This is a genomic window from Pseudomonas sp. MT3, from assembly GCF_054720805.1.
In genome coordinates, this window is record NZ_JBTVPY010000003.1 from 58,508 (window position 1) to 82,610 (window position 24,103).

A 24,103-nucleotide genomic window follows, 5' to 3' on the forward strand; every position below is an offset into this window, starting at 1 on the left:
GGTCAGTGGGCCTGCCATTCGACCTTGGACAGGTCGACACCCTCTTTGAACATATCCCACAGCGGCGAGAGTTCACGCAGCTTGGAAACGGCTTCCACCACCTTCTTGGCGGCGTAATCGACCTCTTCTTCGGTGGTGAAGCGGCCGAAGCTGAAACGGATGGAGCTGTGCGCCAGCTCGTCGTTGCGGCCCAGGGCGCGGAGCACGTAGGACGGCTCCAGCGAGGCCGAGGTGCAGGCGGAACCGGACGAAACAGCCAGGTCCTTGAGCGACATCATCAGCGACTCGCCTTCGACGTAGTTGAAGCTGACGTTGAGGATGTTCGGCGCATAGGAAGTGGCGCTGCCGTTGAGGTACAGCTCTTCCAGGTCCTGCACCTGATCGAAGAAGCGCTTGCGCAGACCTTCGATGCGGGCCATTTCCTGGTGCATCTCTTCCTTGGCGATGCGGAAGGCTTCGCCCATGCCGACGATCTGGTGGGTCGCCAGGGTGCCCGAACGCATGCCGCGCTCGTGGCCGCCACCGTGCATCTGGGCTTCCAGGCGCACGCGCGGCTTGCGGCGCACGTACAGCGCGCCCATGCCCTTGGGGCCGTAGACCTTGTGGGCGGAGAAGGACATCAGGTCGACCTTGAGTTTCTCCAGGTCGATGTCCACCTTGCCGGCGGACTGGGCGGCATCGACGTGCAGCAGGATGCCGCGCGAGCGGGTCAGTTCGCCAATGGCGGCGATGTCGTTGATGCTGCCGACTTCGTTGTTCACGTGCATGACCGAGACCAGGATGGTGTCGTCACGCAGGGCGGCCTCGACCATCGCCGGGGTGATGATGCCCTCGGGGGTCGGTTCCAGGTAGGTGATCTCGAAACCTTCGCGCTCCAGCTGGCGGCAGGTATCCAGGACCGCCTTGTGCTCGATCTTCGAGGTGATGATGTGCTTGCCCTTGGTGGCGTAGAAGTGCGCGACACCCTTGATGGCCAGGTTGTCGGACTCGGTGGCACCGGAGGTCCAGACGATTTCGCGGGGGTCGGCATTGACCAGCTCGGCGACCTGGCGACGGGCGTTCTCAGCCGCTTCCTCGGCCTTCCAGCCGAAGACGTGGGAGCGCGAAGCCGGGTTGCCGAAATTGCCATCTACCAGGAGGCAGTCAGCCATTTTCTGAGCGACACGCGGGTCCACCGGGGTTGTGGCGGAGTAGTCGAGGTAAATCGGCAATTTCATCAGGTAACTCCTACAGGCGGGCGTTCGCTCAATCGATGGCGGACGCTTCAATCTTGTCGAGGCGTGGCGTCTTGCCCGTGCAACGGCGCTCATCCTGGCGCTGGGCCACCTCTTGAACTTCGCGGCGCTCGACCAGGTCGGCCAGGCTGATGCCGCTGAGGAACTCGTGAATCTGCTGGCTGAGGTCGCACCACAGGTGGTGGGTCAGGCAGGTATCGCCGGAGTGGCAGTCGCCCTGACCCTGACAGCGGGTGGCGTCGACCGACTCGTTGACCGCATCGATCACCTGGGCGACGTGGATGCCGGTCGTATCGCGGGACAGCTGATAGCCACCACCGGGGCCACGCACGCTGACCACCAGGTTGCCACGGCGCAACTTGGCGAACAGCTGTTCCAGGTAGGACAGGGAGATACCCTGCCGCTCGGAGATATCGGCGAGAGAAACCGGGCCACGCTGGGCGTGCAACGCCAGATCGAGCATGGCGGTGACGGCATAGCGGCCTTTGGTGGTCAATCGCATGGGGACATCCGGAAGAATCGCTGGTGTAGGAGGAGTATGCTCTTATCCGACTATTTAGGTCAACTATAAGCCCCATTACTTTAGTCGGAATTAACCAGCGAACGGCGCGGTATGTTAGCAGAGAGCCCGCGTCGGCGCATCACTGCGCCGACTTGCTGCTCTCCTCGTCCTTGACTCCGGCGAAGTCCTCTTCCCGCAGAACCGGAAGATCTTTCGCACAGTAATCGCTGCCTAGAGCTGTCAGCGCCTTGCACATGCCTTCCAGCCGACCATCCACCGCCTGCAGATGGTCGAGCAACTGGCCGATGGCACGCGCCACCGGGTCGGGCATGTCCTGACCGACACCATAGGCATCGAAGCCGAGCTTCTCGGCCATCGCCTGGCGCTTGGCCTGCTGCTCGTCGTCATCCTTCACGATGATCCGACCGGGAATACCCACCACGGTCGCCCCCGGCGGTACCTCCTTGGTCACCACGGCATTGGAGCCAACCTTGGCGCCGGCGCCCACGGTGAACGGGCCAAGCACCTTGGCGCCCGCCCCCACCACCACACCGTCAGCCAGGGTCGGGTGACGCTTGCCCTTGTTCCAGCTGGTGCCGCCCAGGGTCACCCCCTGGTAGAGGGTCACGTCATCACCGATCTCGGCGGTCTCGCCGATAACGATGCCCAGGCCGTGGTCGATGAAGAAGCGCCGACCGATCTTCGCGCCCGGGTGGATCTCGATGCCGGTCATCCAGCGACCGAAGTTCGACACCATACGCGCCAGCCACTTCCAGCCGGACGCCCACAAGGCATGGGCCAGGCGATGCAGCCACACCGCGTGCAGCCCCGGGTAGCAGGTGAGCACCTCGAAGGCGTTGCGCGCCGCCGGGTCACGATGGAATACGCTCTGGATATCTTCGCGCACACGCTCAAACATCTTCATCACTCCGCTTGGAAAGCTCCCCACGGGCAGCCTTCTGTGTTTCGGTGAGAATACCCCGCAGGATATTCATCTCCAGCTTGCTGACGCCGCTGCGGCCATACAGGCGACGCAGGCGCGACATCAGGTGGCGCGGCTTCTGCGGATCGAGGAACTGGATATCCACCAGGGTCGACTCCAGGTGCGCGTAGAAACGCTCCAGCTCATCCGACGTCACCGGGACGCTGTTGAGCATCGCGGTGGACTCGACCTTCTCCTGCTTGGTCGGCCGCCCCTGAACGGCCAGCCACGCCATGCGCACCTCGTAGACCAGCACCTGCACCGCCGTCGCCAGGTTCAGCGAGCTGAACTCGGGATTGGCCGGGATATGCACATGGAATTGACATCGCTGCAATTCCTCGTTGGTCAAACCCGCATATTCGCGACCGAACACCAGCGCGACCTCGCCACCCTGCTGCACGTGCTGCAGGCTGGTGGTGGCGCACTCGCGAGGATCGAGCAGCGGCCAGGGAATGCGGCGGTCGCGCGCACTGGTGCCCAGCACCAGGCTGCAACCGGCCAGGGCGTCTTCCAGGGTCGGCACGACCACAGCCGCATCGAGAATGTCATCGGCGCCGGAAGCACGGGCGCGCGCTTCGCCACTGGGGAAATCCATCGGATCGACCAGCACCAGGCGCGACAGGCCCATGTTCTTCATCGCACGGGCCGTTCCGCCGATATTGCCGGGATGACTGGTATTGACCAGCACCACGCGTATTCTGTCGAGCAACGCCAGCGACTCCACACAAAAGCGAAAAAGGGAGGGAATCCTACCGCAGCGGTGGGTCTTGCGCCACGCAGGCGACAGGTCGCTCTATGAACGCCACGGCTTTCTGCTAGAATGTTCGGCTTTCTTTAACGACCCAGGTGACCTCTCCATGCAGCCTATGCTGAATATCGCCCTGCGCGCCGCTCGCAGCGCCGGTGAACTGATCTTCCGCTCCATCGAACGCCTGGACACCCTCTCGGTCAACGAAAAAGAAGCCAAGGATTACGTCACCGAGGTCGACCGCGCTGCCGAGCTCTCCATCGTCACCGCTCTGCGCAAGGCCTACCCGAACCACGGGATCATGGGCGAAGAAGGCGGCATGCTCGAAGGCAGCGGCGAAGGCGCCGACTACCTGTGGATCATCGATCCGCTGGACGGCACCACCAACTTCATCCACGGCGTCCCGCACTTCGCGATCAGCATCGCCTGCAAATACCGCGGCCGTCTCGAGCACGCCGTGGTTCTCGACCCGGTTCGCCAGGAAGAATTTACCGCCAGCCGCGGCCGCGGCGCCGCGCTGAACGGCCGCCGTCTGCGCGTGAGCAACCGCAAGAGCCTGGAAGGCGCCCTGCTCGGCACCGGCTTCCCGTTCCGCGACAGCCAGATGGACAACCTGGACGCGTACCTGGGCATGTTCCGCAGCCTGGTCGGCCAGACCGCCGGCATCCGCCGCGCCGGCGCCGCCAGCCTGGACCTGGCCTACGTTGCCGCCGGCCGTTACGACGCCTTCTGGGAGTTCGGCCTGTCCGAATGGGACATGGCAGCCGGCGCCCTGCTGATCCAGGAAGCAGGCGGCCTGGTGAGCGATTTCACCGGCGGTCACGAGTTCCTCGAGAAGGGCCAGATCGTCGCCGGCAACACCAAGTGCTTCAAGGCCTTGCTGACCAGCATCCAGCCGCACCTGCCGCCGTCGCTCAAGCGCTGAGCCTGAGACACGGATGAAAAAGCCTGGCATTGCCGTGCCTGCGAGAACGCTTTCCTTGTAGGAGCGAGCTTGCTCGCGAAGCTTTATCATTCTGACGCTACGGCTCCGGGCGATTCGCGAGCAAGCTCGCTCCTACGAAAAGCCAGATAAAGAAAAAGGCGCCCAATGGGCGCCTTTTTCGTTCACTCCTGGCGACTGCTTATTGCTGACCCAGGATCAGGCGGCCGCTCTTGTCGACCGGAATCTGCGAACCCGGATCGCGATCCATGCGGACCTGGCCGGGCTTGCCGTCCAGCAGATACTTCACGTCGTAACCGACGACCTTGTCGCTGGTGTCGTTGACGGTGCTGCAGCGGGTTTCAGTGGTGGTATAGGTGTCACGCTCCTGCATGCCTTCCTGCACCTTGTTACCGGCATAACCACCGCCGATGGCGCCCGCCACGGTGGCGATCTTCTTGCCGTTGCCGCCGCCGATCTGGTTGCCCAGCAGGCCGCCAGCGATGGCGCCGATCGCCGTACCGGCGATCTGGTGGGTGTCCTTCACAGGACGCTGGTGAGTCACGGCGACGTCCTTGCAGACCTGGCGAGGCGTCTTGATGGTTTCCTTGACCGGCTGGACAGCGAGCACCTCGGCATATTCAGGCCCGCGATCCACCAGACTATAAGTGGCCACGGCGCCACCGGCAGTCACGCCTACAGCGCCCAGCACGGTACCGATGAGCAACGACTTGTTCACATAAACCTCCTGGTCTTTCGTCTCGTTCGGGCTCTGCCCTTTACCTTGCCTTGGAGCGATCAAAGTGTAAGAAAGTTCCGGCCGGTTCGTTACACATAACCGACAAACGAAAACTCCCGCCGTAGCGGGAGTTTTCCGTGGAGGCCTGGAGACGCTCTATTACGGGCGCTCGTCAGCTTCCTTGCTCGGTGGCGGAATCAGGTCCTCGCTGGACAGATTCAGCCAGATCAGCACCACGTTGGCGATGTAGATCGACGAGTAGGTACCCGCCATCACACCCACGAACAGGGCGATGGAGAAGCCGAACAGGTTGTCGCCACCGAAGAACAGCAGCGCGGCGATGGCCAGCAGGGTCGACACCGAGGTGGCGATGGTCCGCAGCAGTGTCTGGCTGGTCGAGATGTTGATGTTCTCGATCAGGTTGGCCTTGCGCAGCACGCGGAAGTTCTCGCGCACCCGGTCGAAGATCACGATGGTATCGTTCAGCGAGTAGCCCACCACCGCCAGTACCGCGGCCAGCACGGTCAGGTCGAAGGTGATCTGGAAGAACGACAGCACGCCCATCACGATGATGGCGTCGTGGACCAGCGAGAGGATCGCACCCAGGGCGAACTTCCACTGGAAGCGGAAGCCGACGTACAGCAGGATGCCGCCCAGCGCCAGGAGCATGCCGAGGCCGCCCTGGTCGCGCAGTTCCTCACCCACCTGCGGGCCGACATATTCGACGCCATTCACCTTCGCCGGGTTGGTGGAGTCGGCCTGCTGCAGGGCCGCTGCGACCTTCTTGCCCAGCTCCGGATCTTCACTGGGCATGCGCACCAGCACGTCCTTGGTGTCGCCGAAGCTCTGCACCACGGCCTCGCCGAAACCGGCGGCAACCAGTTGCTCACGCACCTTGGCAAGGTCGGCAGGCTGCTCGTAGGCCAGCTTGATCGACGTACCGCCAGTGAAGTCGAGGCCGAAGTTGATGCCCTTGACGAACCAGCTGCCGAGGGCGATCAGGGTCAGGATCAGGGTCGCGGCGAACGCAATGTTGCGCACGCCCATGAAGTTGATAGTACCGATCTTGATGTTCATCTCAGGCCCCTTAGATCCACAGCTTCTTGAAGTCGCGGCCGCCGAAGATCAGGTTGACCATCGCGCGGGTGACCAGGATGGCCGTGAACATCGAGGTGATAATGCCGAGGGACATGGTCACGGCGAAGCCCTTCACCGGGCCGGTACCCATGGCGTAAAGGATGCCGCCGACCAGCAGCGAGGTCAGGTTGGCGTCGAGGATCGCAGTGAAGGCGCGGTTGAAGCCTTCATGGATCGCCCGCTGCACGGACATGCCCGCCGCCAGTTCCTCGCGTATCCGCGAGAAGATCAGCACGTTGGCGTCCACCGCCATGCCCATCGTCAGTACGATACCCGCGATACCCGGCAGGGTCAGGGTCGCACCGAGGATCGACATCAACGCCACCAGCATGACCATGTTGAACGCCAGGGCGACGGTGGCAATCACGCCGAAGAAGCGGTAGATCACGATGATGAACAGGGACACGAAGACCATGCCCCACAGGGACGCGTCGATGCCCTTGGCGATGTTGTCCGCACCCAGGCTCGGGCCGATGGTGCGCTCTTCCGCGAAGTACATCGGTGCCGCCAGGCCACCGGCACGCAGCAGCAGGGCCAGTTCAGAGGATTCACCCGGAGCGTCCAGGCCGGTGATGCGGAACTGGTTACCCAGCGGCGACTGGATGGTCGCCAGGCTGATGATCTTCTTCTCTTCCTTGAACGCCGGAACCGCGACTTCCTGCTCGACGCCATCGACGACCTGCTTGGCGTAGCGGGTGATCGGCTTCTGCTCGATGAACACCACCGCCATGCTGCGGCCGACGTTGTTACGGGTCGCGCGGTTCATCAGCTCGCCGCCGTGGCCATCCAGACGGATGTTCACCTGCGGGCGGCCGTTCTCGTCGAAGCTGGCGCTGGCGTCGGTGACCTGGTCACCGGTGATGATCACGCCACGCTCCAGGGTTGCCGGCGGACGACGCGGCTCACGGAACTCGAAGGTTTCGGTGGCGGATCTGATCGCGTCCGGCTCGGCGGCCAGGCGGAACTCGAGGTTGGCGGTCTTGCCGAGGATACGCTTGGCTTCGGCGGTGTCCTGCACGCCCGGCAGCTCGACCACGATACGATTGGCGCCCTGGCGCTGCACCAGCGGCTCGGACACGCCCAGCTCGTTCACACGGTTGCGAACGGTGGTGAGGTTCTGCTTGATCGAGTACTCGCGGATTTCCGCCAGCTTCGCCGGGGTCATTCCCAGGCGCAGCACCTGCATGCCGGTGCGCTCGCTCTGGGTGACTTCGAAATCGCGGTAATCCTTGGCAATCAGGGACTTGGCCTTATCCAGGTCGGCTTCTTCGGTGAAGCCCAGCTGGATGCCGCCATCCTGCGCCGGCAGGCTGCGATAGCGCACGCGATCCTTGCGCAGGGCGCTCTTGATCTCGCTTTCGTAAACCTTCATGCGGGCGTCGACGGCTTTGTCCATGTCCACTTCCAGCAGGAAGTGCACACCACCGGACAGGTCGAGACCCAGCTTCATCGGGTGAGCGGCGATATTGCGCAGCCAGTTCGGAGTGGTCTGGGCCAGGTTCAGGGCGACTACGTAGTCGTCACCCAGCGCGCGGCGGACAATGTCCTTGGCCGGCAGCTGATCTTCCTGCCTGGCCAGACGGATCAGGCCGCTGTTCTTGCCGAGGCTACCCGCCTTGACGGCGATGCCCGCATCGGCCAGCGCCTTGCCGGCCTTGTCCAGGTCGGCCTGCGACACCTGCAGCGCGGTGCTCGCACCACTGATCTGCACGGCCGGGTCATCCGGGTAGAGGTTGGGTGCGGAGTAGATGAAACCAACGGCCAGGACCGCCAGGATCAGCAGATACTTCCACAGGGGATACTTGTTGAGCATGACACCGCCCGTTATGACGCGGGGCGCATCATGCGCCCCGTCGATTGGGTTTCTGTTGGTTGGCTCAGATGGCCTTCAGCGTGCCTTTCGGCAGGGTCGCGGCAATCGCGCCCTTCTGGAACTTCAGCTCGACGCTGTCGGAGACTTCGACTACGACGAAATCGTCAGCAACCTTGGTCACCTTGCCGGCGATACCTGCGGAAGTGACGACTTCGTCACCCTTCTGCAGGCCGGCGATCAGGTTCTTGTGCTCCTTGGAACGCTTGGCCTGGGGACGCCAGATCATCAGGTAGAAGATGACCAGGAAACCGACCAGGAACACCCACTCGAAACCGGTGCCAGCCGGGCCGGCAGCAGCGGCGGGAGCTGCTGCGTCAGCGTAGGCAGCGGGAATCAGAAAGCTCATTTAAAACTCCTGTGACAAAGACTTGGAATGAGGTCACTCGACCAGCGGCGGCGTGGGGAGGCCGCGCTTGGCGTAGAAGGCGTCGACAAAGTTCGCCAATGTACCCTGTTGGATTGCCTCGCGCAAACCAGCCATAAGCCGCTGATAATGCCGCAAGTTATGGATGGTATTGAGCATGCTGCCGAGCATTTCTCCGCACTTGTCCAGGTGGTAGAGATAGGCGCGGGAGAAGTGCTGGCAGGTGTAGCAGTCGCAGGTCGGATCCAGCGGCGATTCGTCGTGCTTGTGCACCGCATTGCGGATCTTGATCACCCCGGTGTCGACGAAAAGGTGGCCATTGCGCGCGTTGCGAGTCGGCATGACGCAGTCGAACATGTCGACGCCCCGGCGCACACCTTCCACGAGGTCCTCGGGTTTGCCCACACCCATCAGGTAACGAGGTTTGTCCGCCGGCATCTGCGGCGGCAGGAAGTCCAGCACGCGGATCATCTCTTCCTTGGGCTCGCCCACCGACAGGCCGCCGATCGCCAGGCCGTCGAAACCGATTTCCTGCAGGCCTTCCAGCGAGCGCATGCGCAACTCTTCGTGCATGCCGCCCTGGACGATGCCGAACAGCGCCGACGGGCTATCGCCGTGGGCGATCTTCGAGCGCTTGGCCCAGCGCAGCGACAGCTCCATGGAGCGCTTGGCCACGTCGAACTCGGCCGGATACGGGGTGCACTCGTCGAAGATCATCACGATATCCGAGCCCAGCGCACGCTGCACCGCCATCGACTCTTCCGGGCCCATGAAAACCTTGGCGCCATCCACCGGCGAGGCGAAGTACACGCCCTCCTCCTTGATCTTGCGCAGCGCGCCCAGGCTGAACACCTGGAAGCCACCCGAGTCGGTAAGGATCGGCCCTTTCCACTGCATGAAGTCATGCAGGTCGCCGTGCTTCTGGATGACCTCGGTGCCGGGACGCAGCCACAAGTGGAAGGTATTGCCCAGAATGATCTGCGCACCGATACCCTCGATGTCGTGCGGGAGCATGCCCTTCACGGTGCCGTAGGTGCCCACCGGCATGAACGCCGGGGTCTCCACCACGCCGCGCGGGAAGGTCAGGCGGCCGCGACGGGCCTTGCCCTCGGTGGCCAGCAGTTCGAATTTCATGAAACTCATGGATCAGTCCTCAGGGCCGCGCGGCGCCGGATTGCGGGTGATGAACATGGCGTCGCCGTAACTGAAGAAGCGATAGCCCTGCTCCACCGCAGCCGCATAAGCGGCCATTGTCTCCGGGTAGCCGGCGAAGGCCGAAACCAGCATCAGCAGCGTGGATTCGGGCAGATGGAAATTGGTCACCAGGGCATCGACCACATGGAAGGGCCGGCCCGGGAAGATAAAGATGTCGGTATCGCCACTGAAGGGCTTGAGCACCCCATCGCGAGCGGCACTCTCCAGCGAGCGCACACTGGTGGTGCCCACGGCCACCACCCGGCCGCCACGTGCCTTGCAGGCGGCCACGGCATCGACCACGTCCTGGCCGACTTCCAGCCATTCATTGTGCATGTGGTGGTCCTCGATGCGCTCGACCCGCACCGGCTGGAAGGTGCCAGCGCCCACGTGCAGGGTGACGAAGGCGGTCTCCACCCCCTTGGCGCGGATGGCCTCCAGCAACGCCTCGTCGAAATGCAAACCGGCAGTGGGCGCGGCCACGGCACCGGCACGCTCGGCGTAGACGGTCTGGTAACGCTCGCGATCCGAATCCTCGTCCGGGCGGTCGATATAGGGCGGCAGCGGCATATGGCCGACACGTTCCAGCAGCGGCAGCACCTCCTCGCTGAAGCCCAGCTCGAACAGTGCGTCATGGCGCTGCAGCATTTCCGCCTCGCCACCGCCGTCGATAAGGATCTTCGATCCGGGCTTGGGCGACTTGCTGGAGCGCACATGGGCCAGCACGCGGTGGCTGTCCAGTACACGCTCCACGAGGATTTCCAGCTTGCCGCCGGAAGCCTTCTGGCCGAACAGGCGAGCAGGAATGACCCGGGTGTTGTTGAACACCATCAGGTCGCCCGGCTGGAGGAAGCCGAGAAGGTCGGCGAATTGCCGATGGCCAAGCTCGCCGCTCGGGCCATCCAGCACCAGCAGACGGCTGGCGCGGCGCTCGGCGAGTGGATGGCGGGCGATCAACGCCTCGGGCAGATCGAAATGAAAGTCAGCGACGCGCATGAAGGGGAGCTATCTCGAAGGGCCGCATATCTTACTGGAATTGCCAAATTCTGACCAATCAAGCGGATTGACCGACGCAGAGCGTCTCCCTATACTGCGCCGCCATTGCCTCGGTGGCGGAATCGGTAGACGCGGCGGATTCAAAATCCGTTTCTGGCGACAGAGTGAGAGTTCGAGTCTCTCCCGAGGCACCACTGACACTTCCAGAAGAGTGTCAGGACAGCAATAAAACCGGCCTTCGAGCCGGTTTTTTGTTGTCTGCGATTTATGTATTACCTTGACTCAGCGTCGAGCTGCAGGCAGCGCGACGCATTACCCATCCGTCAGCAGCAATGGGCAACCCTACCGGTGCAATGCGGGAATTGGCGAAGCTCCAGAACCTGCTTGCACGCAGCCTGGAGGCGCCAAGACACGCCTCTAGGAGAGAACTTACAGGATCAGGCGAAACTTACGAGCAACTGCCGTTAGCGGTTCTCTTGACGTAGGCGCGTCCAGTCGCATCGACCTGCACCTCTCGCTCCTGAGAGCCCACAGTTGGAGTGGCTCGGCAGACAACGATAGTCGCCTGGGTACTTCCAACTCCGGACGGCTGGAAATCAATCTTCGTAGTAGCGGAGGTAGCCTTGAAGCCATTCGGCGCCGCCGCGTGCTTCTGGATCACGTTGCTACCGGAGATAACAATCCAGCCCTGCTCCCAGCCGCCGGAGCCACAAGAGGTGCCATTACTGGACACACACATCGAGGCCACCGCGTTGCGCTTGATCGCCTCGCTACGCCCCAGGGTAACGCCCGCGACCAGATCGTTAGCATTGGCGGCGAGCTTGCCCGACAGGGTGGCATCGGTGAACGACGGCACCGCGAGGGAAAGCAGAACCGCAGCCACCGCAACGGTGACCATCAGCTCGAGCAGGGTGAAGCCACCAGTTGCTCGACGAACCTGCACTATCATCCCGCGCTCCTATCGCTCGATGTTCCAGAACACCCAGGACTTCGGCCGAATGCCTGACGCCGGAGGAACGGCTTCGCAACCTTGCAGCGAAGAGTCGGTAGCACAGTTGCCACCACCGATGATGAAAGGCTTCTGTGTCCCATCATCAAGGATAACGATGCCGGCCACAGGGGATGGCGCCAGTCCGCCTCCCGCAATCTCCGAGAAGCGGTCGCCGTTGGAGCCGGCGGCATTCTTGTAGTTGATATTGTAATTGCGTGCGATCCCGAGATTGGAGCAAGTGCCTGGCTGGACTTCCTCTGGCTGGTGGGTACTGAAGGTAATGGTATCGAACAGCACCAGCGCTGAGGTCACTACCTGCTCCGTCGGCTGCAGCGCCAGGTACCAACCTTTCGGCTTGGTGGCCAGCTCAGTGGCCGACGGTGTCGCGCTGGTGGTAATGGGGAACAGCGAACTGTTACAGACTACATCGGCGCCACAAGTCGTGCTCTCCGAAGTCAGCCAATTCGGATCGGATGGCTTATCACGCAGACTGTAAAACCGGTTGGACACAGAGATGGCCGAGTTATAGCTGAGAATTGGTTTCTCCCGGTCCCCCGAACCGATAGCAATCACATATTCGCCATTGGTCACCGCCACTTCGGGGCCATACATGAACTTGCGATTCGCCGGGCAGCTGGAGGCGGTGTCACACCCCAGCGAGGCAATTGGGGTAATAGTCCAGTTAGCTGGCGCCGTATTGCCGATGGCGCTAGCGGCATCAACCCCGGAGATGCGATAGACGTTACCGCCCAGGTCAGCGGCATAACCATAGGTTGCCAGGCCATTGTCGTCGGTCAGTATGGTCACATCGCCGACAACACCACGAGCGGTCGTGAAGGTTTTGAGCACCGCACCGCTATTGGCATTCAGCAGATAAATCTGGTTGCCCTTGGCGCTGGAGGTGCAGGTATTGGGATCACCGTCCTCGCAGGGATCGTAGCCACCGCCCATGGCCAGCATTGGTGTAGTCCCGCCGCCATAGCCAGCCGCCTTGAGGACTGTCGGCGTTGCCCAAGTCTGACCGATACCATCGAAGCCTGTGCTGCAGCCAGTGTCATCGGCCATACTGGGGCAGCCTCGCTTCCATTTCAGAGTCGGGCTTCCGGGAGTGGTGACATCGAATGCATAGATCGATCGTCCGCCACGGCGCATGGTGGCGTAGATCCAGGTGCTACTGCCCTGCTGCACTGCGGTGACCGAACCATCCATTCCATAGGACTTGGGCTCAGGAGTCGGCGTACCGGTGGTATGACCGGGGAAGCTGATGGTTACTTTGTTGTCGCGCAACCGCTTGATGACTGGATAAAACTCCGGCGGCATGAACGACCAGAGCTCGCTACCTGCTGTTACCGTACCGATGCTAGTGGCACGGTTGCCGTTGATGGCATGCAGCAAACCATCATTTCCACCGTAATAAACCACCACCTGAGGGTTGGTCGCTGTACCGTAGTTAATGGCTGCTGGACGCGAATGCACGATATCGCCGTGCACCGAGGGGCGCTTTTCGGTGATGTTCTTGTTGGTATTCTCGTCCTGATTGTCGGCACCCAGCGCCCAGTTGATGAGCGTGTCACGCTCGCCGCTGGCCGCCCCCAGCAGAGTATCAGTAATTGCGCTGTTACCCGTATTGAAGTCGGTGAGCGTAGTGCATCCAGTGGGGCTTGGATCGCAGGTCTTCATCGTGCGAGCACTGCTCTGGCGCAGCATATAAGCTTGGCCGCCTTTCTCCACGATATTGCCATCCGGGTAATTGGAGACATCCGATCTCGACACTCTCAAGCAGTTGCCTTGCGGCTTGAAGGCCCAATAGCTATCGGTTGTGCCGGGTGTCCAGAAACTCCTCGCGCATTCAGTGACAAAGCCCGTGCTGCTATTGATTGCACTCTCACCGTTGGCATCCACCGTCTGCAACTTACCGTCAACCATCCCCAGCTTGTATTGCTTGAGGTTACCCGCCCAGCGTGGGAAGGAATCCCTGTCGGGGCGGAACATGCCGACGAACACCTGGTTCAAGTAGGTGCTCTGGGTATTGACGCTGACCGGCAGCGTCACGGAGGCGAACACGCTGTTGGTGTCCTGGATCTCGGAGAAGATGGCATCCAGCGCATCGGCGATCCCCGAACCATCGGAGCTCACATCGAAGTAGTGGCCACCGCTGACGTTGGACATGCTCTGGAGCAAGGCGCTCCAGCCCGGCCCCTGCCCGTTGGTGACCTTATCGACATCCACAGTGTAGGTAGTAATGCCCAGGGCGCTTTTCTTCATGAAGCGCGCCCACTCATCGGCCATATTGTCCTGAGAACCAGTGGGTGAAACGGGAATTGTTGTCGTATTGCCACCCGCATTAGAGAGCAACGTTTTTGACTGCTCGATTACCTGGTTTGGATCCTGGGAGGCGCTGTTACTGATATAGATGATGAAGTTCTTTGCACAACCCGCAACGATAGGGCTGTTGTACTTAGTACCACTGAAGGCCGACAAGGCATTGTTCGGCAACGCATAGATAGCCTTTGACTCGGCGGTCCCAGCAATATTTCCCGTATAGTCCGCCTTTTCCTTGTTGTTACCAGAATAGGGAGTACCGCCTGAAAAATACGCCCAGGCCTCCGACATCACCAAGCTTGCTTTGCCGCCGTCACCAGCATCGCTATTCTTCCCACTGGTAGAGATACTGTTGATTAGAGCCTGATACATGCTCTTGGCGCTTGGATCCATCAGGCGGATGGCTGCGCGCACATACCCACCACCGATGTTGGAGTTAGGACTACCGGTTTGGCTGAACATCATCAGGCCAACACGAAACTTATTTTCGTCCAGGCTACCAATCAGCGAGTACAACGCGGCCTGCTCACTGGGGAACTGCTTATTCCAGTTTGCAGTGTTGTCCATGATGATTAAGACATTAGGCGCATCCGCAGCGTTAGGCGGTGTGCCGACGAACAGGTCGATGTCCTCGGCGCTAGCCGTCGTGTATGCGATGCATAGAGTGCAGAATGCAAACACTCGCCAGAGGACCGAGACATTGCCCTGAGTTTTCATATTCATACTCCGCACACTGTGCGCTTCTGCGTATCAGTGAGTTGCACACGCACCCCCGAACGCACCTTGACCGAAGCACCACTCACCGCATCGGTCACCGTGGCATTCAGTGTCCAGACTGTATTCCAATCCTGACTGCACATACTCTTGGTTCCCTGACCACAGAGCGAAGCATTACCGCTCGGCCTGGCACTCGCGCACACAGGTGTGGCCATATCCACCACGTAGTCCCGAGTGCCATCGTTGTTGATATCAACGTCAAGCTGCTCCGCCGCCGGCTTCGTTGTGAACGCCGAACCGAGCACGCGCTGGATACCGATATTGGCTGAAGCGATAGCCTCGTTGCGGAACTGCATGTTGCCCACTGCCTTCAGGTTGCTTCCGCTCAAGGTGTAGGCGCTGCCCACCATCAGCATCAGCATCAGCAGCATCACCAGGGTGACCACCAGCGTCGCACCGCGCTGCCCACCCACCTTGCCACTTGTTCTCATGGCGTCTGCCTCCTGCGGGAAACGTTCACCAGCGCTGCGCTGGAGGTGAACAGGTGCCGCTTGTAGCCATCGGTGAAGGGCCCCAGGGTGCTTCCGCCCAGGGCATAGGTCTTGTCCGAGGTATAGCCAGACGTAGCCGCACGACTTCTCACCAGGACGTAGAGCTTGGCTTCCACCACGTTCATCAGCTCAGCCACAGTGCAGGAGCCCGAGCCGCAATGGATGAAACTACCATCTGCGGAGCCATCGCCCCGATTGGTGGGCGATGTCTTGTTGCTCTCATCGGCCCAGATGACCGCCTGATCAAAACGCACCGTACCGCCGGAGTCGCTGACGTTATCGACGCCCAGCTCAACGCGGAGCGCCTCGACACCCTCGATCAACGGCACCGCAGCCTGCTGGGCGTTATCACCACCAGACAGGTCGAACTGCGAACGCATCAACGTGGGGATGCCATCGCCCGGCGTCACCGCATAATCACGCACGTAATAGAGGTCGGTGACGTATGTGCGACGCTCAGCCAGGGTGATGCAATCGCGCTGATGCAGGGTGAACCCACTGGTATCCAGCACATAGGAGGTAGTGGGCTCGGTGTCACAGGAGGACAGTTGGAAGTACACCTTGCCGGCGGTAAGCGCTTCGCAATTGCCAACTCCCGGTACACAGGTGTCGACATGCCGGATCACCAGCACATCGGAATTGGCGGCCAGATTGGTGACGATCCCTGAGCAGCCAGGGGGAACTGCCGAGAAAGACTGCACGGCAATGCCGAGGGCGGCGGTCTTGTCCGCCAATGTCCACGTAGAGAAATCCCCGCACACCGGCGGCAGCGCCAGGGGCACGTCTCCTGGGACATCAGTCGAGGTAAGGTCATCGAATTGCGGTATGTAGCCGTTCCAGAAACCGGCATGGGCCAGATCTTCCTGCAGCAGTTGCACGGCGAAACGGCCATTTTCGATCAGCGAGTTGGTATTGGCCATGTCGTCGTTGGTACGACGCAGATTGAGGTAGAGCGTCAGGACACCGACCATGATCAGCAGCCCGATGGTCACCGCAATCATCATCTCGACCAAGGTGAACCCGCGTTGTGGGGCGGCGCGCCTCATAGCGTGGCCACCCGTACAATGGTGGTAACCACACGCCGGCAAAGATCATCTTTGCACTCCGTGCCGCCGTCGTAAGCATTCTTGCCACAAGCCACGCTAGTGGGAGGCGCCGAGATCGGACTCATGCCCTGCCAGGCCACAGTGACCAGGTACTGTCCGCTGCCCAGGGATTCGATGCAGCCACGCCCGCCCAGCATAGCGCCGGCCTTGACATTGCCGCCACCGACCTCTGCCGCCCCCTGCAAACCATTGCACCAATCCATCATATCGGCCTGCTGGCGCGTGGCACTGCTGGTCGGACAGGTCATGCCCGCACCAACCGGGCTGGCGCTGCCGGTGGCGTAGCTGGAGGAGTTGTTGGGGTTGGCAGTCATTCGACTGGAAATATCATTGAGCAACAGCAGCGCCTGGGCACGCTGGTATGACTCCATGTCCGACAACTGCATGCGGGCCTGCAGCTTGGCCAGCCCGAGAAGACCGAGAGAAATGATCAGGATGCTGACCAGCAGCTCGATAAGGGTCAAACCACGCTGTCGAGAGACACCCATATCGCTCACCACTTGCCCGCCGGCCCTTTGGTGCCGACGCTATCGAGAGTCAGATTGCCGTCGCTGGCTTGCGAGCCGCTAGGCGTGAAGGTAATGGTGAAGGTCGGCGGCGTTGCCGCGCTGTCGACGGTGATGCTGTAGCCATAATTGCCCGACACTTCGCTAGGGAGTGCGTAACCGCCAGCCTCCAGCGCGGTCTTGTCCGCATAGGCGCGGTTGGCTAGCAGGTACTGCTGCTCGCGATTGGCAATGTCCATCATCTGCGCCTGCGCGGCGGATCGTTTACCGCGGATGATGTACTGCTGATAGCTGGGGTAAGCGATGGCAGCCAGAATGGCAACGATCGCAACAACAACCATCAACTCAATCAGTGTGAACCCACGGGAACGAATAGGCATTATTCAGACTCTTGTTCCATAGCCTTCCCAAACAACTCTATTAGCGAAATAGCGAACTGCCACTCCGCCGACCGGCAATTTGGGACCAGTCGTCGCTCATCGCTGTATAAAAAATCAATCAACGAATAGTTCACGGGGTCAAATCCTTGAAAGACCGGCCTACGGGGGGCCAGGACCAGCAAGAGCGCGCCAATTAGAACGAAACGCCCCGATCGCTACAAGTGTCCGAACGAACACTTCGTAGACATTGATTTTCTTGGCTTTTCCCCTGAAATACCGGCTCTAAACGCGGCCGGGGATGAAACTCTCCCTTAAAACCAAATGACAAATGTCAAAAAAAAGTTAAACGGCAGGCCGGACAAATTTAAAAGTGTGAACCAGTTATCACTAATCTTTATCCGCCGCCCCAGGATAAGAAGCAGGCCGCAGAGGAAAAACACGTCCGAAATACCCTATGTAAAGTTTTCGCTGTTAACGACTGCGGCAACCGTGGAAAGACACAAACGGCACTGGGTATACGCAGGCCGTTCAGCCCCATGCCGTCCGTACAGCTGCAGTGGGAGGCCCACAGCCATCCAGTCCTCAGCGAGCCCTTTCGCTCTCCTCGCGCATCGCCTGCACGAACTCCTCCAGCGGCATCGGCTTGCCGAACAGGTAGCCCTGCAACACATCCACTCCACGTTCGGCCAGGTAACGACGCTGCTCTTCGGTCTCCACCCCTTCGGCGATGATCATCAGATCCAGCTTGCCGCACAGTTCGACGATGCTGTCGAGGATGCGTACCGAGAGTGCATCCACGCCAATCATCGCGACGAAGCTCTTGTCGATCTTCAGCGCATCCACCTTGAAGCGGTGCAGATAAGCCAGGCTCGAGTTGCCGGTACCGAAATCGTCGAGGGCCAGCCGTATGCCCTGGGCATCCAGGCGGCCGAACAACTGGTCGGTCACTCCGCTGGCCGCGATCAGTTCCCGTTCGGTCAGCTCCAGCACCAGGTTCGGCCTATATGGCAGGAACTTCGCCTGCAGGCTCAGGCAATCATCAAACAAGCCCGCCTCGCTGCAATGCACGGCGCTGATGTTGATGCCCAGGTGGAAGCCCTCCCCCAGCAGCTCACCGTGGGGAACCAACCCATCGCCGACCTGGCGCATCAGGTCGCGGGTCATCGGCACGATCAGGCCGGAGCGCTCGGCCATCGGGATGAACAGGTCCGGGCCGACCATCCCTTCGCGCGGGTGCTGCCAACGCATCAGCACTTCCGCACCAACCCAGCGCCCATCGCGCGCATCCACCAGCGGCTGCAGATAGGGAACGAACTCCCCAGCCATCAGCGCCCGCTCCAGCTCCAGGCTTGGCGTCGCCGAGCGCCCCCACAACCAGTAGCAGGCCAGACCGGAGATCGTCCCCAGCAACAGCAAGAGCGAAGCGAGCGGCAGCGCGTCCTGGCGAATGTGCTGCCACTGCGAACCCGCGGTAAATCCGCCTGTCACCGAATACGGGAAGCGTTCGGAAACCAGGCGTATATGACCGATAGGCAACGGATCGGGGTCCCTGGCATAGACATTCCCCTGCTCATCCATCCACTCCCCGCCCACCTGCAACTGCAAGTCGCTGCGCTGATCGACCAGTTGCAGGGTGTTGCTCAGGTAACGTCCATCGACAGTGGCCAGCGCCCCGAACTCGCCGTCGACCCGGCGCAGGATCAGCAGCCCGACATTGGGCGTCAACGGGTTGCCCGCCATCAGGCGCAAACGCCCTTCCACGTAGAACGAATGATCCAGCGGTGCCTTGAAGTCGCCAAACAGCGAGGAGCAATAGATGTGGTCGTCCCGTGTGAGATTGACCGAACGCACGAAAGGCACCACGGCCACCTGCTCGCGCAACACCTGGGTCGCGCTTTCGCAGGGCTTGTCCTTCTGCGACAACGCCACCCTGGCCGCACCTTCGGCATTGCTCAGCATGAGGTCGAACAGGCGCAACGCTTCGTTGGACGCAGTCCGCGCCTCGGCGGACAGGGTTCGCAGGGCCTGCCAATAGATGATGGAACTGCCCAGTGCCAGGGGGAGCAGGGCCATCGACAGGGAAAACACCAATCGAGGCACCCGCCAGCGTCGGGCATAGTTGCGTAACGGCATCCTTGTTCCTTGCTGCGCGACCTTTCGCTACGCCTCCAGGCGAGCGGCATTCGTCCAGCTTAGAACAGCTCTCGTCCGGCGAAGGCCGAACCCGGCTGGAAAACGTATAATCCCGCCCCATTCATCCAGGGCAACACCCCTGCCGACCCACGATTCGCCATAGAAGACACCATGTCCAAACCGCAGCTCCAGCCCGCGGGAAACTTCCCGCCCGCCACGCTCATTCGCCGCTTGGCCGCCATGTTCTATGACTTCCTGCTCTGCGTGGCACTGCTGATGGTGGTGACGCTGGCCTACCAGCAAGGCTTCCTTCGGCTTATCTATGGCGGCGAAAAGCTCAGGCAACTGGCCGACCAGGGTGGCCTGACCGGTGACCCGCTGCTGTCCAGCCTGCTGTTCATCAGCCTGTTCGCCTTCTTCGCGAAGTTCTGGACCTACAGCGGCCAGACCCTCGGCATGCAGGTCTGGGGCATTCGCGTGCAGAACGCCGACGGCTCGCGGATCAGCCTGCTGCAGGCTCTGCTGCGCTTCATTATCTCCATCGGCTCCTGGGCCTGCCTGGGCCTGGGGTTCCTGTGGATGCTCTGGGACAAGAACAAGCGCACCTGGCACGACCGCTACTCGGAGAGCGTGGTGATCCAGATTCCCAAGGCCGTGCGCAAGACGACGCAGGGCCGGGGCTGATCTCCAGGCATGAAAAAGCCGGCAATTGCCGGCTTTTTGCTTTTTGTAGAAGCGAGCTTGCTCGCGAACAGGATTCACTCAGTATCTAGAAGTTCGCGAGCAAGCTCACTCCTACAGGGTCAGCCGGCCCTTCGCAGCAGCAACACGCCGAGGAACGCGCAGATCGTCGCCGGCACCAGCACCGCCAGCAACGGCGGGAAGTTGAAGACCTGGCTGGACGGGCCGAGCAGGTCCTGAGCGATGCGGAAGGTGAAGCCCACCAGCACGCCGGTGAACACGCGCTGGCCGAGGGTTACGCTGCGCAGCGGGCCGAAGATGAAGGAAATCGCCATCAGCACCAACGCTGCGGTAACAGCTGGCTGCAGGATCTTGGTCCAGAACGCCAGCCAATAGCGGTTGGCGCTCAGGCCCTGGTCCTGCAGGTAATGGATATAACTCCACAGCCCGCTGATCGACAGCGCTTCCGGCTCCATCACGACGGTGTTCAGCAACTGCGGACTGAGCTGGATATTCCATGCTTCAGTGGGCTTGCTCACCACTTCGCTGCGCTTCTGGTCCATGTGCAGCACAGTGGTGGTTACCCCCTCGAGCATCCACTGATCATTCTGGAAAGTCGCCTGTTTGGCGAAGCTGGCGGTCTGCAGGCGATGTGCGTCATCGAAATCGTAACGGGTCACCCCCAGCAGCACGCCGTCGGAGCGCACCACGTTGATATGGATGAACTCGCGGCCCTGGCGGTGCCACAGGCCGGACTTCGAACTCTGCGCTCCGCCGCTGCTCTGGGCCAGGGCGCGGCCGCTCTGGGCCATCGTTTCGGTGTAGGGCACCACGTACTCGCCCAGCAGGATGCCGGCGAACATCAGCACCAGCATCGGTTTCATCACCGCCCAGACGATGCGCTGCAGCGACACGCCGGCGGCGCGCATGATGGTCAGTTCGCTGCTGCTGGCCAGGCTGCCGAGGCCAACCAGGCAGCCGATCAACGCCGCCATCGGCAGCATGTCGTAGGCGCGGCTGGGTGCGGTAAGGAGCACGAACTTGAGCGCCTCGGCGAGGGTATAGGTATCGGTGATCTGCCCCAACTGGTCGACGAAGGCGAACAGTTCGGCCAGGCCGAGAATGACCCCGAGCACGGCAAGGATGGAGATGAAAACGGTGACGCCGATGTAACGGTCCAGCTTACGCATGCTTCGGCTCCCGCCCAGAATTTGCCCGTGCGGCGGCCAGTTTGAGCCTCAACGGCTCCCAGTACAGCAGCAGCAAGCCGATCGCCAGAAACAGCGCGTGGATCCACCACAGCCCCAGTGCGAGCGGGATCTTGCCCTTGTCGAGCATGCCGCGGCCGGCGATCAGCAATGCCAGGTAGGTCATGTAGAGCAGAACCGCCGGCAGCAACTTGAGGAAACGGCCCTGACGCGGGTTCACCCGCGACAGCGGCACCGCCAGCACGGTGACCACGAAGACCAGCAGGGGAATCGACAGGCGCCATTGCAGCTCGGACTTCATGCGCACGTCATCGCTGCCGATCAGCTCGCTGGTGGGAATGGCATCGCGATCATCGATCTCGCTGCTGACTTCCGGCTTGGGCAGCAGCACGCCATAGGTGTCGTACTTGATCGCCCGGTAGTCGGCCTGCCCCGGCGTGCCATCGTAGCGATAGCCATCCTTGAGGATCAGGTAGCGGCTGCCGTCGGCATGGATCTGCTGTTCGCCGCTGGTCGCCACCAGTACCGAAACCCCGCCCTCCTTGCCGTTGCGCGGCGGGTTCTTGTCGGAAATGAACACCCCGCCCAGTTGCGTGCGCTCATTGGCCAGGGTTTCGGTATAGGTCACCCGCGAGCCGTCGCGCATCGACTGGAAGCGCCCCGGCGCCAGGGTATCGAACTCGGTCATCGCATCCTGCTTGTTCAGCAGCAGTTGCATCTGGGTGATGCCCTGCGGCGCCAGCAACAGGCTCAGCCAGGCAACGATCAGCGCCACCAGCAGCGCCGGCGCCAGGGTATAGGCCAGCAGGCGCTGCTGGCTCATGCCGGTGGCGGTGAGCACGGTCATCTCGCTGTCCAGGTACAGCCGCCCGTACGCCAGCAGGATGCCCAGGAACAGCCCCAGCGGCAGGATCAACTGGAGGAAGCCCGGCAGACGCACGCCCATGATCATGAACAGCGACCCCGGGTCGAGCATGCCTTGGGCGGCCTGCGCCAGGTACTTGATGAAACGGCCGCTCATGATGATCACCAGCAGCACGGCGCTCACCGCGCTCATGGTGATCAGCACTTCACGGGACAGATAACGGAAGACAATCAAACCGGACACTCCAGGGTTGTCACGCTCAGGCGGCTACGCTCAAACTAGCCGCCGTGAAGCCTTGCCGGCCCGCGCGAGCGCGATCCAGCGAAAATAGCCGGCATTATCCTGCGATTCGCCAGGCCTGTCACTGCGCAGTCTGCCTGAACCTCGCAGACCACCTTGCCATCGTGAGCCTTTTGTCCTGGGGACACCAAGCTATGGAATTCCTTGTAAAAAGCGTACGCCCGGAAACCCTGAAAACCGCCACCCTGGTCATCGCCGTCGGCGAAGGCCGCAAGCTCGGCGCCACCGCCAAGGCCGTGGACGACGTCACCGGCGGCGCCATCAGCGCCCTGCTCAAGCGTGGCGATCTGGCGGGCAAGGTCGGCCAGACGCTACTCCTGCAGGATTTACCGAACCTTAAGGCCGAGCGCGTCCTGCTGGTCGGCGCCGGCAAGGAACGCGATCTCTCCGACCGCGCCTACCGCAAACTGGTTTCCTCGGTTCTCTCCACCCTGAAGAACCTCGGCGGCGGCGACGCCACGCTGGCCCTGGGCGATCTCGCCGTGAAAGGCCGCGACGCCCACGGCAAGGCTCGCCTGCAAGTGGAAACCCTGGCCGACGGCACCTACGTCTTCGACCGTTTCAAGAGCCAGAAGGCCGACGCGCCGAAGCTGAAGAAAATCACCCTGCTGGTCGACAAGGCCGATGCCGCCGCCGTCGAACAGGGCGCCAGGGAAGCCCAGGCCATCGCCAACGGCATGGCCCTGACCCGCGACCTGGGCAACCTGCCACCGAACCTCTGCCACCCGAGCTTCCTCGGCGAGCAGGCCAGGGCGCTGGGCAAGGAATACAAGGGCCTGAAGGTCGAAGTGCTGGACGAGAAGAAACTGCGCGAGCTGGGCATGGGCTCCTTCCTCGCCGTCGCCCAGGGCAGCGACCAGCCGCCGCGCCTGATCGTGCTGCAGTACAACGGCGCGAAGAAGAAGGACGAAGCCCCGCACGTACTGGTCGGCAAGGGCATCACCTTCGACACCGGCGGCATCAGCTTGAAGCCCGGCCTGGGCATGGACGAGATGAAGTTCGACATGTGCGGCGCCGCCTCGGTGTTCGGCACCTTCCGCGCCGTGCTGGAGCTGCAGCTGCCGATCAACCTGGTGGGCGTGATGGCCTGCGCCGAGAACATGCCCAGCGGCGGCGCCACCCGTCCGGGCGACATCGTCACCACCATGAGCGGGCAGACCGTCGAAATCCTCAACACCGACGCCGAAGGCCGCCTGGTGCTGTGCGACGCGCTGACCTACGTCGAACGCTTCAAGCCGCAGTCGGTGGTGGACATCGCCACCCTGACCGGCGCCTGCATCGTCGCCCTGGGTTCCAACACCTCGGGCCTGATGGGCAACAACGACACGCTGGTCAGGCAACTGCTCAAGGCCGGTGAAGTGGCCGACGACCGCGCCTGGCAGTTGCCGCTGTTCGACGAGTACCAGGAGCAGCTCGACAGCCCATTCGCCGACATCGCCAACATCGGCGGGCCGAAGGCCGGCACCATCACCGCCGGCTGCTTCCTGTCGCGCTTTGCGAAGAAGTACCACTGGGCGCACCTGGACATCGCCGGCACCGCCTGGATCAGCGGCGGCAAGGACAAGGGCGCCACGGGCCGCCCGGTTCCTCTGCTGACCCAGTACCTGCTGGACCGCGCCAAGTAATGGCACAGTGCAACCTGCCGAAGGGA

General features: G+C 61.9%; 22 protein-coding genes and 1 tRNA gene. 4 read left to right on the plus strand and 19 right to left on the minus strand.

The features are described 5' to 3' along the window. Positions 1–2: 2 nt before the first annotated feature. From ACYCAX_RS03800 to trmJ, 4 genes are all read right to left on the minus strand, one after another. Positions 3–1,217, minus strand: a complete 1,215-nt coding sequence (locus tag ACYCAX_RS03800) for an IscS subfamily cysteine desulfurase (protein WP_015478506.1) — start codon at positions 1,215–1,217, stop codon at positions 3–5. Positions 1,218–1,245: 28 nt separating this feature from the next. Further along, on the minus strand, positions 1,246–1,737 hold the full coding sequence (iscR, locus tag ACYCAX_RS03805) for a Fe-S cluster assembly transcriptional regulator IscR (protein ID WP_015478507.1): 492 nt from the start codon (positions 1,735–1,737) through the stop codon (positions 1,246–1,248). Between the two features lie 139 nt (positions 1,738–1,876). Continuing rightward, positions 1,877–2,656 (minus strand): serine O-acetyltransferase, encoded by a 780-nt coding sequence (gene cysE, locus ACYCAX_RS03810; protein ID WP_015478508.1) that lies wholly within the window; start codon positions 2,654–2,656, stop codon positions 1,877–1,879. Continuing rightward, complete coding sequence (trmJ, locus tag ACYCAX_RS03815; RefSeq protein ID WP_294975604.1) at positions 2,649–3,428, minus strand: tRNA (cytosine(32)/uridine(32)-2'-O)-methyltransferase TrmJ; 780 nt, start codon at positions 3,426–3,428, stop codon at positions 2,649–2,651. Before trmJ ends, cysE begins: the two co-directional genes overlap by 8 nt. A gap of 148 nt (positions 3,429–3,576) precedes the next feature. Here trmJ and suhB point away from each other — a divergent pair, with 148 nt between their 5' ends. Then, positions 3,577–4,392, plus strand: a complete 816-nt coding sequence (gene suhB / locus ACYCAX_RS03820) for a type III secretion system regulator SuhB (protein WP_015478510.1) — start codon at positions 3,577–3,579, stop codon at positions 4,390–4,392. Between the two features lie 199 nt (positions 4,393–4,591). Here the strand turns inward: suhB and ACYCAX_RS03825 are convergent, their stop codons facing one another. From ACYCAX_RS03825 to queA, 6 genes are all read right to left on the minus strand, one after another. Further along, a complete protein-coding gene (locus ACYCAX_RS03825; RefSeq protein ID WP_015478511.1) occupies positions 4,592–5,128 on the minus strand; it encodes a glycine zipper 2TM domain-containing protein in 537 nt (178 codons plus the stop codon). 159 nt (positions 5,129–5,287) lie between these two features. Next, positions 5,288–6,205 carry a protein translocase subunit SecF gene (secF, locus tag ACYCAX_RS03830; RefSeq protein ID WP_460247447.1) on the minus strand — a complete coding sequence of 306 codons (918 nt, stop codon included), beginning with the start codon at positions 6,203–6,205 and terminating at the stop codon, positions 5,288–5,290. A 10-nt stretch (positions 6,206–6,215) separates the two neighbouring features. Continuing rightward, positions 6,216–8,078, minus strand: coding sequence for a protein translocase subunit SecD (secD, locus tag ACYCAX_RS03835; protein WP_015478513.1), 1,863 nt, complete (start codon positions 8,076–8,078; stop codon positions 6,216–6,218). 64 nt (positions 8,079–8,142) lie between these two features. Continuing rightward, complete coding sequence (gene yajC / locus ACYCAX_RS03840; protein WP_015478514.1) at positions 8,143–8,484, minus strand: preprotein translocase subunit YajC; 342 nt, start codon at positions 8,482–8,484, stop codon at positions 8,143–8,145. 33 nt (positions 8,485–8,517) lie between these two features. Then, complete coding sequence (gene tgt, locus ACYCAX_RS03845; protein ID WP_294975643.1) at positions 8,518–9,636, minus strand: tRNA guanosine(34) transglycosylase Tgt; 1,119 nt, start codon at positions 9,634–9,636, stop codon at positions 8,518–8,520. Between the two features lie 12 nt (positions 9,637–9,648). After that, positions 9,649–10,692 carry a tRNA preQ1(34) S-adenosylmethionine ribosyltransferase-isomerase QueA gene (gene queA, locus ACYCAX_RS03850; protein WP_460247448.1) on the minus strand — a complete coding sequence of 348 codons (1,044 nt, stop codon included), beginning with the start codon at positions 10,690–10,692 and terminating at the stop codon, positions 9,649–9,651. 107 nt (positions 10,693–10,799) lie between these two features. Here queA and ACYCAX_RS03855 point away from each other — a divergent pair. Beyond that, positions 10,800–10,886: transfer RNA gene (locus tag ACYCAX_RS03855), tRNA-Leu, on the plus strand. Positions 10,887–11,140: 254 nt separating this feature from the next. Here ACYCAX_RS03855 and ACYCAX_RS03860 read toward each other — a convergent pair. The 7 genes from ACYCAX_RS03860 to ACYCAX_RS03890 form a co-directional block, all read right to left on the minus strand. Continuing rightward, complete coding sequence (locus ACYCAX_RS03860; protein WP_460247449.1) at positions 11,141–11,641, minus strand: GspH/FimT family pseudopilin; 501 nt, start codon at positions 11,639–11,641, stop codon at positions 11,141–11,143. A gap of 9 nt (positions 11,642–11,650) precedes the next feature. Next, a complete protein-coding gene (locus ACYCAX_RS03865) occupies positions 11,651–14,722 on the minus strand; it encodes a pilus assembly protein (protein ID WP_460247450.1) in 3,072 nt (1,023 codons plus the stop codon). 2 nt (positions 14,723–14,724) lie between these two features. Next, entirely contained in the window at positions 14,725–15,213 is a 489-nt protein-coding gene (locus ACYCAX_RS03870) for a hypothetical protein (protein WP_460247451.1), read from the minus strand. Next, entirely contained in the window at positions 15,210–16,319 is a 1,110-nt protein-coding gene (locus ACYCAX_RS03875) for a PilW family protein (protein ID WP_460247452.1), read from the minus strand. The genes ACYCAX_RS03870 and ACYCAX_RS03875 overlap by 4 nt, the downstream gene beginning before the upstream one ends. Next, complete coding sequence (gene pilV / locus ACYCAX_RS03880) at positions 16,316–16,867, minus strand: type IV pilus modification protein PilV (RefSeq protein WP_460247517.1); 552 nt, start codon at positions 16,865–16,867, stop codon at positions 16,316–16,318. The genes ACYCAX_RS03875 and pilV overlap by 4 nt, the downstream gene beginning before the upstream one ends. Before the next feature lie 5 nt (positions 16,868–16,872). Continuing rightward, on the minus strand, positions 16,873–17,265 hold the full coding sequence (locus tag ACYCAX_RS03885) for a type IV pilin protein (protein WP_460247453.1): 393 nt from the start codon (positions 17,263–17,265) through the stop codon (positions 16,873–16,875). Between the two features lie 582 nt (positions 17,266–17,847). Beyond that, the gene (locus tag ACYCAX_RS03890) at positions 17,848–19,398 is read right to left on the minus strand and encodes an EAL domain-containing protein (protein ID WP_460247454.1); all 1,551 of its coding nucleotides are present in this window, start codon (positions 19,396–19,398) and stop codon (positions 17,848–17,850) included. A 171-nt stretch (positions 19,399–19,569) separates the two neighbouring features. On the opposite strand from ACYCAX_RS03890, the gene ACYCAX_RS03895 reads away from it, so the two are divergent. Further along, entirely contained in the window at positions 19,570–20,082 is a 513-nt protein-coding gene (locus tag ACYCAX_RS03895; protein ID WP_015478524.1) for an RDD family protein, read from the plus strand. Between the two features lie 119 nt (positions 20,083–20,201). Here ACYCAX_RS03895 and lptG read toward each other — a convergent pair whose 3' ends face one another. Next, positions 20,202–21,269 carry an LPS export ABC transporter permease LptG gene (gene lptG / locus ACYCAX_RS03900; RefSeq protein ID WP_015478525.1) on the minus strand — a complete coding sequence of 356 codons (1,068 nt, stop codon included), beginning with the start codon at positions 21,267–21,269 and terminating at the stop codon, positions 20,202–20,204. Further along, a complete protein-coding gene (lptF, locus tag ACYCAX_RS03905; RefSeq protein ID WP_015478526.1) occupies positions 21,262–22,386 on the minus strand; it encodes an LPS export ABC transporter permease LptF in 1,125 nt (374 codons plus the stop codon). Before lptF ends, lptG begins: the two co-directional genes overlap by 8 nt. 200 nt (positions 22,387–22,586) lie before the next feature. Between lptF and ACYCAX_RS03910 the strand changes: the two genes are divergently transcribed. Continuing rightward, positions 22,587–24,077 (plus strand): leucyl aminopeptidase, encoded by a 1,491-nt coding sequence (locus ACYCAX_RS03910; RefSeq protein WP_294975567.1) that lies wholly within the window; start codon positions 22,587–22,589, stop codon positions 24,075–24,077. The last annotated feature ends 26 nt before the right edge of the window (positions 24,078–24,103 follow it).

Bases quoted from the DNA above. Each gene is read 5' to 3' on its own strand.
- ACYCAX_RS03800 (WP_015478506.1), bottom strand. From the start codon at position 1,217: ATGAAATTGCCGATTTACCTCGACTACTCCGCCACAACCCCGGTGGAC.
- iscR (WP_015478507.1), bottom strand. From the start codon at position 1,737: ATGCGATTGACCACCAAAGGCCGCTATGCCGTCACCGCCATGCTCGAT.
- cysE (WP_015478508.1), bottom strand. From the start codon at position 2,656: ATGTTTGAGCGTGTGCGCGAAGATATCCAGAGCGTATTCCATCGTGAC.
- suhB (WP_015478510.1), top strand. From the start codon at position 3,577: ATGCAGCCTATGCTGAATATCGCCCTGCGCGCCGCTCGCAGCGCCGGT.
- secF (WP_460247447.1), bottom strand. From the start codon at position 6,205: ATGAACATCAAGATCGGTACTATCAACTTCATGGGCGTGCGCAACATT.
- secD (WP_015478513.1), bottom strand. From the start codon at position 8,078: ATGCTCAACAAGTATCCCCTGTGGAAGTATCTGCTGATCCTGGCGGTC.
- yajC (WP_015478514.1), bottom strand. From the start codon at position 8,484: ATGAGCTTTCTGATTCCCGCTGCCTACGCTGACGCAGCAGCTCCCGCC.
- tgt (WP_294975643.1), bottom strand. From the start codon at position 9,636: ATGAAATTCGAACTGCTGGCCACCGAGGGCAAGGCCCGTCGCGGCCGC.
- queA (WP_460247448.1), bottom strand. From the start codon at position 10,692: ATGCGCGTCGCTGACTTTCATTTCGATCTGCCCGAGGCGTTGATCGCC.
- ACYCAX_RS03860 (WP_460247449.1), bottom strand. From the start codon at position 11,641: ATGATAGTGCAGGTTCGTCGAGCAACTGGTGGCTTCACCCTGCTCGAG.
- ACYCAX_RS03865 (WP_460247450.1), bottom strand. From the start codon at position 14,722: ATGAAAACTCAGGGCAATGTCTCGGTCCTCTGGCGAGTGTTTGCATTC.
- ACYCAX_RS03870 (WP_460247451.1), bottom strand. From the start codon at position 15,213: ATGAGAACAAGTGGCAAGGTGGGTGGGCAGCGCGGTGCGACGCTGGTG.
- ACYCAX_RS03875 (WP_460247452.1), bottom strand. From the start codon at position 16,319: ATGAGGCGCGCCGCCCCACAACGCGGGTTCACCTTGGTCGAGATGATG.
- pilV (WP_460247517.1), bottom strand. From the start codon at position 16,867: ATGGGTGTCTCTCGACAGCGTGGTTTGACCCTTATCGAGCTGCTGGTC.
- ACYCAX_RS03885 (WP_460247453.1), bottom strand. From the start codon at position 17,265: ATGCCTATTCGTTCCCGTGGGTTCACACTGATTGAGTTGATGGTTGTT.
- ACYCAX_RS03890 (WP_460247454.1), bottom strand. From the start codon at position 19,398: ATGCCGTTACGCAACTATGCCCGACGCTGGCGGGTGCCTCGATTGGTG.
- ACYCAX_RS03895 (WP_015478524.1), top strand. From the start codon at position 19,570: ATGTCCAAACCGCAGCTCCAGCCCGCGGGAAACTTCCCGCCCGCCACG.
- lptG (WP_015478525.1), bottom strand. From the start codon at position 21,269: ATGCGTAAGCTGGACCGTTACATCGGCGTCACCGTTTTCATCTCCATC.
- ACYCAX_RS03910 (WP_294975567.1), top strand. From the start codon at position 22,587: ATGGAATTCCTTGTAAAAAGCGTACGCCCGGAAACCCTGAAAACCGCC.